The 12,204-nt window shown below is 70.3% G+C and carries 12 protein-coding genes, 2 tRNA genes and 1 riboswitch; of the genes, 8 read left to right on the top strand and 6 right to left on the bottom strand.

Features of this window, described 5'->3' with window-relative positions:
* Positions 1-73 precede the first annotated feature (73 nt).
* A complete protein-coding gene (locus tag J3P36_RS05060; RefSeq protein ID WP_374100701.1) occupies positions 74-892 on the top strand; it encodes an alpha/beta fold hydrolase in 819 nt (272 codons plus the stop codon).
* 11 nt (positions 893-903) lie between these two features.
* Positions 904-2,307: a diguanylate cyclase gene (locus J3P36_RS05055; RefSeq protein WP_210506133.1), complete on the top strand. Its 1,404-nt coding sequence runs from the start codon at positions 904-906 to the stop codon at positions 2,305-2,307.
* Positions 2,308-2,343: 36 nt separating this feature from the next.
* Here the strand turns inward: J3P36_RS05055 and J3P36_RS05050 are convergent, their stop codons facing one another.
* From J3P36_RS05050 to J3P36_RS05035, 4 genes are all read right to left on the bottom strand, one after another.
* Positions 2,344-3,063 carry a TetR/AcrR family transcriptional regulator gene (locus J3P36_RS05050; protein ID WP_210506132.1) on the bottom strand — a complete coding sequence of 240 codons (720 nt, stop codon included), beginning with the start codon at positions 3,061-3,063 and terminating at the stop codon, positions 2,344-2,346.
* Between the two features lie 11 nt (positions 3,064-3,074).
* Positions 3,075-3,153: riboswitch (cyclic di-GMP riboswitch) on the bottom strand.
* 635 nt (positions 3,154-3,788) lie between these two features.
* Positions 3,789-3,862 (bottom strand) — tRNA-Gly (locus J3P36_RS05045).
* A 35-nt stretch (positions 3,863-3,897) separates the two neighbouring features.
* Positions 3,898-4,656 (bottom strand): DNA alkylation repair protein, encoded by a 759-nt coding sequence (locus J3P36_RS05040; protein WP_210506131.1) that lies wholly within the window; start codon positions 4,654-4,656, stop codon positions 3,898-3,900.
* 3 nt (positions 4,657-4,659) lie between these two features.
* Positions 4,660-5,352 carry a hypothetical protein gene (locus J3P36_RS05035; RefSeq protein ID WP_210506130.1) on the bottom strand — a complete coding sequence of 231 codons (693 nt, stop codon included), beginning with the start codon at positions 5,350-5,352 and terminating at the stop codon, positions 4,660-4,662.
* A gap of 170 nt (positions 5,353-5,522) precedes the next feature.
* Between J3P36_RS05035 and J3P36_RS05030 the strand changes: the two genes are divergently transcribed.
* Both J3P36_RS05030 and tig read left to right on the top strand, forming a co-directional pair.
* Positions 5,523-5,599, top strand: a tRNA-Pro gene (locus J3P36_RS05030).
* 46 nt (positions 5,600-5,645) lie between these two features.
* The gene (tig, locus tag J3P36_RS05025) at positions 5,646-7,004 is read left to right on the top strand and encodes a trigger factor (RefSeq protein ID WP_210506129.1); all 1,359 of its coding nucleotides are present in this window, start codon (positions 5,646-5,648) and stop codon (positions 7,002-7,004) included.
* Positions 7,005-7,074: 70 nt separating this feature from the next.
* On the opposite strand, the gene J3P36_RS05020 is transcribed toward tig, so the two are convergent.
* On the bottom strand, positions 7,075-7,557 hold the full coding sequence (locus J3P36_RS05020) for an SRPBCC family protein (RefSeq protein WP_210506128.1): 483 nt from the start codon (positions 7,555-7,557) through the stop codon (positions 7,075-7,077).
* Positions 7,558-7,561: 4 nt separating this feature from the next.
* Entirely contained in the window at positions 7,562-7,933 is a 372-nt protein-coding gene (locus tag J3P36_RS05015) for a helix-turn-helix transcriptional regulator (protein ID WP_210506127.1), read from the bottom strand.
* 169 nt (positions 7,934-8,102) lie between these two features.
* Between J3P36_RS05015 and J3P36_RS05010 the strand changes: the two genes are divergently transcribed.
* The 4 genes from J3P36_RS05010 to clpX all read left to right on the top strand — a co-directional run bounded on the left by J3P36_RS05010 (position 8,103) and on the right by clpX (position 12,074).
* Positions 8,103-8,708 (top strand): ATP-dependent Clp protease proteolytic subunit, encoded by a 606-nt coding sequence (locus tag J3P36_RS05010; RefSeq protein ID WP_210506126.1) that lies wholly within the window; start codon positions 8,103-8,105, stop codon positions 8,706-8,708.
* Between the two features lie 34 nt (positions 8,709-8,742).
* Positions 8,743-9,411 (top strand): ATP-dependent Clp protease proteolytic subunit, encoded by a 669-nt coding sequence (locus J3P36_RS05005; protein WP_210506125.1) that lies wholly within the window; start codon positions 8,743-8,745, stop codon positions 9,409-9,411.
* Between the two features lie 113 nt (positions 9,412-9,524).
* Positions 9,525-10,523, top strand: a complete 999-nt coding sequence (locus J3P36_RS05000; RefSeq protein ID WP_210506124.1) for an NAD(P)-dependent alcohol dehydrogenase — start codon at positions 9,525-9,527, stop codon at positions 10,521-10,523.
* A gap of 273 nt (positions 10,524-10,796) precedes the next feature.
* The gene (gene clpX / locus J3P36_RS04995) at positions 10,797-12,074 is read left to right on the top strand and encodes an ATP-dependent Clp protease ATP-binding subunit ClpX (RefSeq protein ID WP_210506123.1); all 1,278 of its coding nucleotides are present in this window, start codon (positions 10,797-10,799) and stop codon (positions 12,072-12,074) included.
* Positions 12,075-12,204 lie beyond the last annotated feature (130 nt).

The raw sequence follows: 12,204 nt of genomic DNA, 5'->3' as shown, positions 1-12,204 counted from the left end.
TAGTGCTTGTTGCCGCTCCCAGCAAAGGCGACAATGACGACTCCGGCCTCGAGTGCCGGTGTGAGGGGTGAAGGTGCAGGAAACCACTGCCGTCGAGGCCGACGTCCTGGCGCGCAACAACGTCACGGTGCTGGGTCCCGCAGGAGCGCGACCGATGCTCTTCGCCCACGGATTCGGGTGCAGTCAGGAGATGTGGCGGCACGTCGTCCCCGGCTTCGCCGAGGACCACCGGGTCGTGCTCTTCGATCACGTCGGCGCCGGGGGCTCGCAGCTCGATGCCTACGACCGGCGCAAGTACGACACGCTGCACGGCTACGCGGACGACATCCTCGAGATCATCGAGGCGCTCGACCTGCAGGACGTGGTGTACGTCGGCCACTCGGTCAGCGCGATGATGGGCGTGCTCGCGGCCATCCGCGACCCCTCCCGGTTCGGCGCCCTGGTGCTCGTCGGCCCGTCGCCCCGCTACATCGACGACGGGGACTACCGGGGCGGGTTCTCCCGCACCGACATCGAAGGCCTGCTCGACACCCTCGACGCGAACTACCTGGGCTGGTCGTCGGCCATCGCGCCCATCATCACGGGCAACGCCGACCGGCCGGAGCTCGGCGAGGAGCTGACGGAGAGCTTCTGCCGCACAGATCCGGAGATCGCCGGCCACTTCGCCCGGGTCACGTTCCTGTCCGACAACCGCCGGGACCTCGAGGAGGTCACCGTGCCGACCCTCGTCATCCAGACGCGCGAGGACGCGATCGCCCCGACGAGCGTCGGCGAGTACGTGCACGAGCGGATCGCCGGCAGCGCGTTCACCCTGCTCGACGCGACCGGCCACACGCCCAACCTGTCCGAGCCCGGGAAGCTGACCGAGGCCATCCGGGCGTTCCTTTCGTGAGGAGCGCGGACATGGCCGCTGATCCCGGGGAGCTCTACGAGCACGCCGCGTGCGGCCTGCTGCTCACCGACGGCGGCGGAATCGTCCAGCGCGCCAACCGCACCTTCCTCGCGTGGACGGGCCATCGCCGAGACGAGGTCGAGGGGCAGCGGTTCGACTCGCTGCTCACCGCTGCGGGACGGCTATTCGTGGAGACCCGCTTCCTGCCGGTGCTGCGGCTCGAGGGCAGCGTGCACGAGCTCGCACTCGAGCTGCGGCGCGCGGACGGCGGCTCCCTGACGGTGCTGATGAACGCTGTCGCCGCGGTCCCGGATGGTCCCGTGCACATCGCGGTGATGAAGGCGACCCAGCGACGCGACTACGAGCGTGAGCTGCTGCAGGCCCGCCGTGCGGCGGAGCGGTCCGAGTCGGGCGTGCGGATGCTGCAGGCGGCCGCGACCGCGTTCGCCGACACGGTGACGAGGCAGGGGGTGGCGGACGCCCTCGCGGATGCCGCCGGGCGGGCGTTCGACGCCGCCCAGAGCGCCGTCCTGCTCCTCGAGAACCGCGAGCTGGGGATCGCCGGCGGCAGCCACCCGCTCGGCGCGGACGCGCTGCTCGACCGGGACGGGCCGGAGCTCCGCGTCCTCCGCGGGGACGACGAGCTGGTCCTGAGCGATCCCGCCGAGGTGGAGGCCTCCTTCCCGCACCTCGCCGCTCCGCTGCGCCGCGCCCGCGTCGAGGCGCTCAGCGCGACGCTGGTGCGGGAGGAGGGCAAGGCCGCGGGGGTGCTCACCTGCTTCTTCGGCCGGCCGCGGCAGCTCACTCGGGAGGAGCTCGACCTGCAGGCGTCCCTGTGCCGGCTCGCGGGCCAGGCGCTGACTCGCATCGCGCTGCAGGAGACGCTGCGGGAACTGGCGCTCCAGGACGAGCTGACCGGGCTGCCGAACCGCGCCCTGCTGCGCGGGCGGCTGGTTGAGGCGCTGGCGGAGGCCCGCGCTGAGCGACGGGCGGTCGCCCTCATCTTCGTCGACCTCGACGGATTCAAGGCGATCAACGACGAGCTGGGCCACGCCGTCGGCGACCGGGTCCTCGCGGAGGTGGCGCAGCGGCTGTCGCAGGTCGTGCGGCGCAGCGACACCATCGGCCGGTACGGCGGCGACGAGTTCATGGTCATCTGCCGCGGAGCGAACCCGCGCACCGCGCGAGCGATCGCGGAGCGCCTCGCCGGGGCGGTCCGCGCCCCTCTCGCGGACATGCCGCCCGGCGTCGGGGTGACCGCGAGCATCGGCGTCGCCGCTCTGCACCCGTCGGGCGAGGAGTTCCTGTCCGCCGACGGTCTGGTCGCCGCCGCGGACGCCGCGATGTACGCCGCGAAGCGCGAGGGCAGGGACGGGATCCGTATCGTCGAGCCGTCGCCGGCGGAGCTCGTGTAGCCCGCCGGCGAGGCGCAGGGCGCGTCGCCGGAGCGGTCAGTCGGCCTGCTGCTCCCGGCCGAGCTCGATGTCGTCGTACCAGTCGAGCACGGCGGCAGACGAGGACGCAGCGCCGCGGGGGAGACCGTCGTCGAAGTCGAACGACGGATCGCCGAACCAGGTGGTCCCCGGCTGCAGCGCGGACTCGGCGGCGAGGGCGTCGCGCCGGTGGCCCGCGATCAACTCGCGGCCCATGTCGCGGGCGCGGACTCCGGCGATGGTGTCGCCCTCGAGAGCGCTGAGGACGCAGCCCTTGATCAGCACGTGGAAGGTCAGCGCGAAGGCGTCCGGATCACGCAGGCCGGCCTCGCGGGCCATCCCGGCGATGGTCGCCCGGATCTTCGCAAGGTGCTCCGCGTCGGGGCGGCCGATCCGGCTGTCGCGGGAGAGGTTGACGAGCGCGTCGAGGAACGTCTTCCCCTCCTCGTCGTCGCGCTGGAACCACTCCTCGAGCACGTCGAACAGCGACAGCAGGCGCGCCTCCGGCGTCGCGCCGCGGGCCCGTGCGGCCTTCTCGGCGGCCGCGATGGTCCACTCGCGCTCCCGCTGGATCATGCACGCCGCGGCGATCGCGCTCTTGGACGGGAAGGCAGCGATCAGCTCCTGCTGACTGACGTGTGCCGCTTCACGGATGTCCTCCTCGGTGACGTCATCGATCCCGCGCTCGGCGAAGAGGGGGTATGCGGCGGTGAGGATGTGTGCGCGCAGATTGTGCAAGGGAGGTCTCTTTCGGTGGCCCGGCGAACCTCCCGCGGAGGTCCCGTAGCTTTGCGTCCCCGGCTCACGCCGGGTTTGCCGTTTCGGTGAGTGATGTCGGATTCTTCGGGGGGATCTGAGCCGGGTCGCGACCACCGATCCCCTCGGAGGCTCGTCACGCTACGCCTGCCTCGGAAGGGTCACAAGGGTGCGGAATGGGCGAGGCAGACACGACGGAAGGGGCTTGACTGACGCCGAGAGGGGGCGTAAAAGCCCCGGTGCTCTCGAGACACCTCGGCTCCACCGGATCGAATCCCATGCCGATCAGGGAATGGGTGGGTGAGTGCGTTCGGAGGGGAATCGGCCCGGTGAGGGACCACTGGCCTCTTCCGTCCGCCCTGCTCCACTGCCTAGGGTGTGAACCGCCTCCCAGCCGTGACGATGATCGAAGCGATTGCGATTGGGAGCGCCTGCGAATGGTCGAGACCTACAGAGCCGTGGTCGAGCTGCTCGATCGGGACCCGGACGAGCGACGTGCCGACGCGGTGCGGGCCGAGCTCGCGGGGTACGTGCCGGAGGTGATCCGCACGGAGCGCGGATACCTCGCCGCGCACATCTCGCTGCGCGCCGACAACCTCACCGAAGCGGCCGGCACCGCGGTCGTGGTGGCGCAGGCGGCCGCGCAGGCGCCGGCGATCTCGGTCCAGGTCTTTCCGGGGCCGGACCTGTCGGCTCTGCCGACGGTGTGGAGGGGCGGACGGGAATCGAACCCGCGTAATCAGTTTGGAAGACTGAGGCTCTACCATTGAGCTACCGCCCCGCGTGCGCGATCGAGCCGCGACAGCGCGAACCAGCCTAACGCATCCGTTCGGCGGCGACTCGCGGCATCGCCCGGTAGCGGGCGCGCTCGGCCTCGTCGAGGTGCTCGGTCGCGTAGGACAAAGCAGTCCGGCCCATCCGCGGCGCAGCCTCGTCGAGGAACCGCGTCAGCGCCTCCCGCGACACCCGCTTGCCGACCTCGCGCAGCATCCAGCCGACCGCCTTCTGGATGAGGTCCTCGCGGTCGGGCAGCAGTCGCTCGGCGATCGCGAGGGTCGGCGACGCGTCGCCGGCCTTGAGAGCCGTGAAGGTGGCAATCATCGCGACCCGCCGCTCCCAGAGGCTCTTCCCGTCGGCGAGGCGCTCCAGCAGGTCGGAGGGGTGGCCGAGCAGGTACTGCCCGACGAGCGTGTCGGCGGACGTGTCGACGAGGTCCCAGTTGTTGACACGGCCCGACCGGACGGCGTCCAGGTAGAACTCGTGCAGCTCCCGCCGCTCCGCGTCGTCCCGGCTCCGGTGCGCGGACGCGCGGCGGAACCGGGCGAAGAGCACCAGCAGCCCGGCGAGCCGGTCCTCGTGGAACGGGCTCTCGAGCAGCCGCCGCACCGCCTGAAGGGGGAGGTCGTGGAACTTCCCGACCACCTTCCGCGTCTCGGGCACGCGGATGCCGAGGAAACGGTCGCCCTCGCCGTACTGGCCCGGCCCGGCCCGGAAGAAGCGCGCGAGGAACACGGCGTCCTCCGGGCGCGCCCGCTCCCGGAGGGCGCTCTGCACGTCCTCCGCGCTGCTCGCCATTCGTCAGCGGCGGGCCGGCTCCGGGATCCGCGCCGCCGGCTCAGGCGCGGGCGTCACCGAGGCCGCCGTGCCGATGTGGCGCTCGGCCTCGCCGATCGACTCCTCGAGCAGCCTCCGCAGCCGCGCATCGGTGTCCGGCACGCACGCCTCCGCGATGCCCAGCACCGACACGGTGGCCATCGCCTCGCAGCTGCGCAGCGGCGACCGGGTCTCGGCGTGACCTACCGCCAGGCAGAAGCGGTAGCTCCAGCGGTCGGCGTCCGGCACGAGCGCGAACACATCCGCGACCTCCTGCCGGGTCGCGTCGTCGCCGGCGCCGTAGCGGTCGAGCTCGACGAGCATGTGGCGGACCCCCACCGCGAGCGCCCGCTGGCGCTCCATGCTCGCCACCGGCAGGGCGGAGAGCCCGGCGCGCAGAGCGAGCCGCAGGGCGAGGACGGGATCCTCGCTCCGGAGCCCGATGACCCGGGGGATGTGGACGGCCAGCTCGTTGCGCGTCGACGCCGACGTCAGGTCGTTGACGCCGCGGGCGATCGCGGCGAGCACCGGATGAGTGCAGCTGGGGTGATCACTCCAGCGCTCACCGGCGAGGAAGGAGGCGTACTCCATGAAGCACGCGCCGCGCTTCGGAGTGCGGTGCCGTCCGGCCGACAGGGTGGGCAGGTAGGACGGCGGTGAGACGATCGATGCGGTCATGGCGACCTCCGCGGGTTGATCCTGCGGGCATTGTCCCCCTCACGCTTGCGGATCGCCAGGGGCTGGCGGCATTGCCCCCACTCAGGACCCTCGCGAATCGACCCGCTAGACTCGACGAGGCCATTTTTCGGGGCACGCTCCGAACCCCCGGCCACAGCGGTCGCCACGACCGGGGCGTAGCTCAGCTTGGTAGAGCGCCCGCTTTGGGAGCGGGAGGCCGCAGGTTCAAATCCTGTCGCCCCGACCACGAGCTTCCCCAAGACTCATTCACAGATCAGGAAACCGAAACAGACATGGTCAAGTCCGTCGTCGAGAAGCTGAGCCCCACGCGCGTCAAGCTCGAGATCTCCGTTCCCCCTGAGGACCTGAAGCCGAGCATCGAGCACGCGTACAAGCACATCGCCGAGCAGATCAACATCCCCGGCTTCCGCAAGGGCAAGGTTCCGCCGCCCATCATCGACCAGCGCGTCGGCAAGGGCGCGGTCATCGAGCACGCCATCAACGAGGGCATGGACGGGTTCTACCGTCAGGCGCTCGCCGACAACGACCTGCGCCCGCTCGGCCGCCCCGAGGCGGACGTGACGAAGCTGCCCGAGCTGCAGGACTACTCCGGTGACCTGGAGCTGACGATCGAGGTCGACGTCCGGCCCGAGTTCGAGCTCCCCGAGTACGAGGACGTCACCGTCACGGTGGACGCCGCCGAGGTGACCGACGAGGAGGTCGACGCCGAGCTGGACCGCCTGCGCGAGCGCTTCGGCACCCTCATCACGGTCGACCGTCCGGCCAAGACGGGTGACTTCGCCCAGATCGACCTCACCGCCACCATCGGCGGCAACCAGGTCGACTCCGCCAACGCGATCTCCTACGAGCTCGGCTCCGGCGAGCTCATCGAGGGCATCGACGAGGCGCTCGACTCGCTCAGCGCCGGCGAGGAGACCACCTTCGAGTCGACGCTGCTCGGCGGCGACCACGAGGGCCAGACCGCCGAGATCGCCGTGAAGGTGCTCGCCGTCAAGGAGCGCGAGCTCCCCGACGCCGACGACGACTTCGCCCAGATGGCGAGCGAGTTCGACACGCTCGACGAGCTGAAGGAGCAGCTGCGCGAGCAGGTCGCCCGCTCGAAGACGTTCGGCCAGGCCACCGAGGCGCGCAACAAGCTCGTCGACGCGCTGCTCGAGAAGGTCGAGATCCCGGTCCCCGCGAAGCTCATCGAGGACGAGGTGCACCGCCACCTCGAGCAGGAGAACCGCCTCGAGGACGACACGCACCGCGCCGAGGTCACCGAGTCGAGCGAGAAGACCTTCCGCTCGCAGCTGCTTCTCGACGCGATCGCCGAGAAGGAGCAGGTGCGCGTCGGCCAGGGCGAGCTCACCAACTACGTCATCCAGGCCTCCCAGCAGTACGGCATGCAGCCGCAGGAGTTCGCCGAGGTGCTGCAGCAGAACGGTCAGCTCCCGGGCGTCATCGCCGAGGTGACCCGCTCGAAGGCCCTCGCCGTCGTGCTCGGCAAGGCGAAGGTCGTCGACAGCAACGGCAAGGAGGTCGACCTCTCCGACTTCGCCGCCAAGGCGGACGACGAGGACGGCTTCGACGTCTCGGCGGCGACCGATGCTCTGGGCGACGCGAACGACCACGAGGGCCACAACCACTGAGCCTCGCCTGAACGCGACAGAGCGGGCCGATCCGGGTGACCGGGCCGGCCCGCTCTGTCGTTCGCGCTCGTCACATGCGGGTGAGGAGCTCGTCGAGGCGCTGGTGCGAGTCGCGGAGACCGCGCTCCATCCCGCTTGCGATGAGCCCGTTGCGGGCCTCGAGCGAGCGGTAGTGGCTCGTGAAGTGGCCGCGGGTCACGTCCTCGCCGGTGCTCTCGAGGTGCATGAACTCGAGCGACACCTCGCCCGGGAAGCCCTCGAACTCGAAGGTCTGGATCGCCGTCGTCGGCGCCTCCACCGTGTGGTAGCAGCCGCGGAAGGCGAACTCGTTGCCGTCCCGGTCGCGGTGGACGTAGCGGTAGGACCCGCCGCTGCGCACGTCCAGGTGGTCGACCACGAACTCGTATTCGCGGGGGCCGAGCCACTGCGGGATCAGCTCCGGGTCGCTGAACGCGCGGAACACCTGGGCGATCGGCGCGCGGAAGTCTCGGGTGATCTCGATGACGGGCAGGGAGTCGGGCGCGACGATGGTCGTCGTGTCGGTGGATGCCATGACTTCATTCCTCTCTGTCGGGGTGGGCGGGGGACGGTGTCGTGGGGGAGAGGTCGCGGGCGAGGACCTCGTCGAGCCGAGCGAACTTCTCCTCGGTGCGGCGGCGGAACGCGTCGAGCCAGTCGACGAGCGGTCCGATGGCCTCGCGGTTGAGACTGCAGGGCCGGCGCTGCGCCTCCCGCCGGCGGGTGATGAGCCCCGCCTGCTCGAGCACGGTGAGGTGCTTCGACACGGCCTGGACCGACATCGCGAACGGTGCGGCCAGCTCGCCGACGGTCGCGTCGCCGACGGACAGCCGGGCGAGCAGGGACCGCCGGGTCGGGTCGGCCAGGGCGAGGAACGCCGTGTCGAGCCGGTCCTCCGTCAGCGCTGTCATCAACCTCTCCTTTGATCAACCAATCGGTTGAATACGAGGAACGATAGACCCGGGCGGGGAAGCGGTCAAGAGCCGTGCGCCACGCTCTCTGCCGACGGCGAACAGGCCGGATCGCGTCCGACCCCTTCGATAGATTCGAGGCACTTCCCACAGAACGGAGCAATTCCCGATGGCTGATCCAGTAATGGCGCCGAACGTTTTCGACCGACTGCTGAGGGACCGCATCATCTGGCTCGGTTCCGAGGTGCGCGACGAGAACGCGAACGAGATCGCCGCGAAGCTGCTGCTCCTTGCCGCGGAGGACCCCGAGAAGGACATCTACCTCTACATCAACTCGCCCGGCGGCTCGATCACGGCAGGCATGGCGATCTACGACACGATGCAGTTCGTGCCGAACGACATCGTGACGGTCGGCATCGGCATGGCCGCCTCCATGGGGCAGCTGCTCCTCACCGCGGGCACCAAGGGCAAGCGCTACATCACGCCGAACGCGCGCGTCCTGCTGCACCAGCCCCACGGCGGCTTCGGCGGCACGGCCAGCGACATCCAGACCCAGGCGCAGCTCATCCTCGACATGAAGCGCCGCCTCGCCGAGATCACGGCGAACCAGACCGGCAAGAGCGTCGAGCAGATCAACGCCGACGGTGACCGCGACCGCTGGTTCAGCGCCGAGGAGGCCCTCGAGTACGGCTTCGTGGACCACATCCGCGAGTCCGCGAGCGACGTCACCGGCGGCGGCGGCACCCTCGAGCCCGCCTCCAAGGGCGAGCTGTAGTTCCACCGAGCGAACGGAAGAGACGAAAGACGACATGACGAACTACGACTTCGGTGGCACCGCGTTCGGATCGGGCGAGGCGCCGAGCGCGCGTTACATCCTCCCGAGCTTCGAGGAGCGCACCGCCTACGGCTACAAGCGCCAGGACCCGTACGCCAAGCTCTTCGAGGACCGCATCGTGTTCCTCGGCGTGCAGGTGGACGACGCCTCGGCCGACGACATCATGGCCCAGCTGCTCGTGCTCGAGAGCCAGGATCCCGACCGCGACATCGTTATGTACATCAACTCACCCGGTGGCTCGTTCACCGCGATGACGGCGATCTACGACACGATGCAGTACATCCGCCCGCAGATCCAGACGGTCGTCCTCGGCCAGGCGGCGTCGGCGGCGGCCGTGCTCACCGCGGCGGGCACGCCCGGCAAGCGCCTCGCGCTGCCGAACGCGCGCATCCTCATCCACCAGCCCGCGACCGGCGACGCCGGCCGGGGCCAGGCGTCGGACATCGAGATCCAGGCCCGCGAGATCATGCGCATGCGCGAGTGGCTCGAGGAGACCCTGTCGAAGCACTCGAACCGCACCGTCGAGCAGGTCAACCGCGACATTGACCGCGACAAGATCCTGTCCGCCGACGAGGCCCTCGAGTACGGCCTCATCGACCAGGTGCTGACCAGCCGGAAGAACCTCCCCGCGCTCGTCCGCTAGTCCCCAGGGCTCCTGTCGGAGCTCCCGAGTTGCCACTTTCCGCCCTCATTCCTCCGGGATAGGGGCGGAAAGTGGCAATTCGTGGTTGACGGGAGCGGGCGTAGCCTCTCCCCGTGAAGGCGTGGGTCCACCACCGGTACGGGACACCGGACGAGCTGCGGCTCGCCGACGTGCCGGTCCCGACACCCCGCGAGGACGAGGTGCTGGTGCGGGTCGCCGCCGTCTCGCTCAACGGCTCGGACTCGGAGGCGCTGCGCGGCTATCCCGGCTACGCCCGCCTCGGCGGCCTGCGGAAGCCGCGCCGCCCGATCCTCGGCTCCGATCTCGCCGGACGCGTCGAGGCGGTCGGCGGGAAGGTCACCCGCTTCGCCGTCGGCGACCCCGTGTTCGGTGACAACCTGAGCCGGCTGGGCGGCCTCGGCGAGGTCGCTTCGGCGCAGGATAGGTCGCTCGCACGGATCCCCGAGGGGCTCGGCTTCCGGGAGGCGGCCGCCCTCCCACAGGGGGCCGTGATCGCGCTGCAGGGCATCCGCGATGCCGCACGAGTCGCTCCCGGACAGGCGGTGCTCGTCTCCGGGGCGGGCGGCAGTGCGGGCAGCTTCGCCGTCCAGCTGGCGAAGCTGCACGGCGCGGACGTCACGGCGGTGGACCGCGCCGCGAAGGCGGCGTTCCTCCGCGACCTCGGCGCGGACGCCGTCGTCGACTTCGAGCGCGAGGACTTCACGCGCGGCGGCAAGCGCTACGACGTCATCTTCGACGTCTTCGTCCGGCGGTCTCTGTCCGCCTACCTCCGCGCGCTGCGCCCCGGCGGCATCCTCCTCTTCGTGGGCGGTCCCGTCCGGCGGATGCTGTGGCTGCTGCTCGCGGGCGCCGTGCTGCGGCCCTTCACGCGGAAGCGCATCCGGCTCCTGATCGTCCGCGCCCGCCTCGACGACCTGCGGGAGGTCGCCGAGCTCACCCTGGCCGGACGGATCCGGCCGGCGATCGGGCACGTGTTCCCGTTCGACGAGGCTCCGGAGGCGTTCCGGCTGCTCGTCGACGGGCGCGCCCTCGGCAAGGTGGTGATCGACGGGACGAGGACGCCGTCCGGCCGATCGGACGCCGCCGACTGACGAAGCGGACGTCCGCGCAGGTGCGCAGGCGCCACGCCGCCGTTCGCCGAGCGCGAGACGCCGCCCTCCTCCTGTGCACTTCGTGTTCCATGGGAGGAGGCGGCGAACCGCGGAAACGCGGGGAAAACGGCCGACGGGGGACGAGCCCGGGGGACGGATTCGCGGCACGCCGGAACCCGCCGTGGTTCTGCGTCCGTGTGTCCGCCGGTCGGGTTAGGCTCATTGCCACATCGACGCGCGCCGGCGGGCGGGCAGACCTGGAGGACGAGAAGCATGGCGCGAATCGGGGAGAGCGCAGATCTTCTTAAGTGCTCGTTCTGCGGGAAGAGCCAGAAGCAGGTCCAGCAGCTGATCGCCGGCCCGGGCGTCTACATCTGCGACGAGTGCGTCGAGCTGTGCAACGAGATCATCGAGGAGCGGCTCGCCGAAGCGGGCGAGGAGACCACGGGGGAGTTCGACCTCCCGAAGCCGCGCGAGATCTTCGACTTCCTCGAGGAGTACGTCATCGGGCAGGAGCCCGCGAAGCGCTCCCTGGCCGTCGCCGTCTACAACCACTACAAGCGCATCCGCTCGCGCCAGACGCTCACGCCCGCCGAGGCCCTGGCGGACGACGTCGAGATCGCGAAGTCGAACATCCTGCTGATCGGCCCCACCGGCTGCGGCAAGACCTACCTCGCCCAGACGCTCGCGAAGCGGCTCAACGTGCCGTTCGCCGTCGCCGACGCGACCGCCCTCACCGAGGCCGGCTATGTCGGCGAGGACGTGGAGAACATCCTCCTCAAGCTCATCCAGGCCGCCGACTACGACGTCAAGCGCGCCGAGACGGGCATCATCTACATCGACGAGGTCGACAAGATCGCCCGCAAGGCAGAGAACCCGTCGATCACGCGCGACGTCTCCGGCGAGGGCGTGCAGCAGGCGCTGCTGAAGATCCTCGAGGGCACGGTCGCGTCGGTTCCGCCGCAGGGCGGGCGCAAGCACCCGCACCAGGAGTTCATCCAGATCGACACGACGAACGTGCTGTTCATCGTGGCGGGTGCGTTCGCCGGTCTCGAGGACATCATCTCGAGCCGTGCGGGCAAGAAGGGCATCGGCTTCGGCGCCCCGCTCCACACCAAGGGCGACGACGTCAACGTGTTCGGCGAGGTGCTCCCCGAGGACCTGCACAAGTTCGGGCTCATCCCGGAGTTCATCGGCCGCCTCCCCGTCGTCACCACCGTCAGCCAGCTCGACCAGCACGCGCTGATGCAGATCCTCACCGAGCCGAAGAACGCGCTGGTCCGCCAGTACCAGCGCATGTTCGAGATCGACGGCGTCAAGCTCGAGTTCGACAAGGGCGCCCTCGAGGCGATCGCCGACCTCGCCGTCCTGCGTCAGACCGGCGCCCGCGGCCTCCGCGCGATCCTCGAAGAGGTGCTCGGCCCCGTCATGTTCGAGGTGCCCTCCAACAACGAGGTCGGCCGGGTGGTCATCACCCGTGAGTCGGTGCTCGAGAACGCTGCCCCGACCATCGTTCCGCGCAAGCCGCTGCGCGCTGAGAAGAGCGCCTGACGCGCTGACCGCGCCGCCGCGCCGAGCGGCGGTTCGACGTGAATAGGACGTCGGCCCCTCCGGGCCGGCGTCCTTCGTCGTTAGCCCGGTCGACGCTTCTGGACGGGGGCTGAGTGACTCCTCCGCAACG

The sequence above is a fragment of the Naasia sp. SYSU D00057 genome, assembly GCF_017916505.1.
In the GTDB taxonomy this organism is placed as follows: domain Bacteria; phylum Actinomycetota; class Actinomycetes; order Actinomycetales; family Microbacteriaceae; genus Naasia.
Note: the sequence above shows the minus strand (reverse complement) of the source record. Positions and strands in the feature narration are given on the sequence as shown.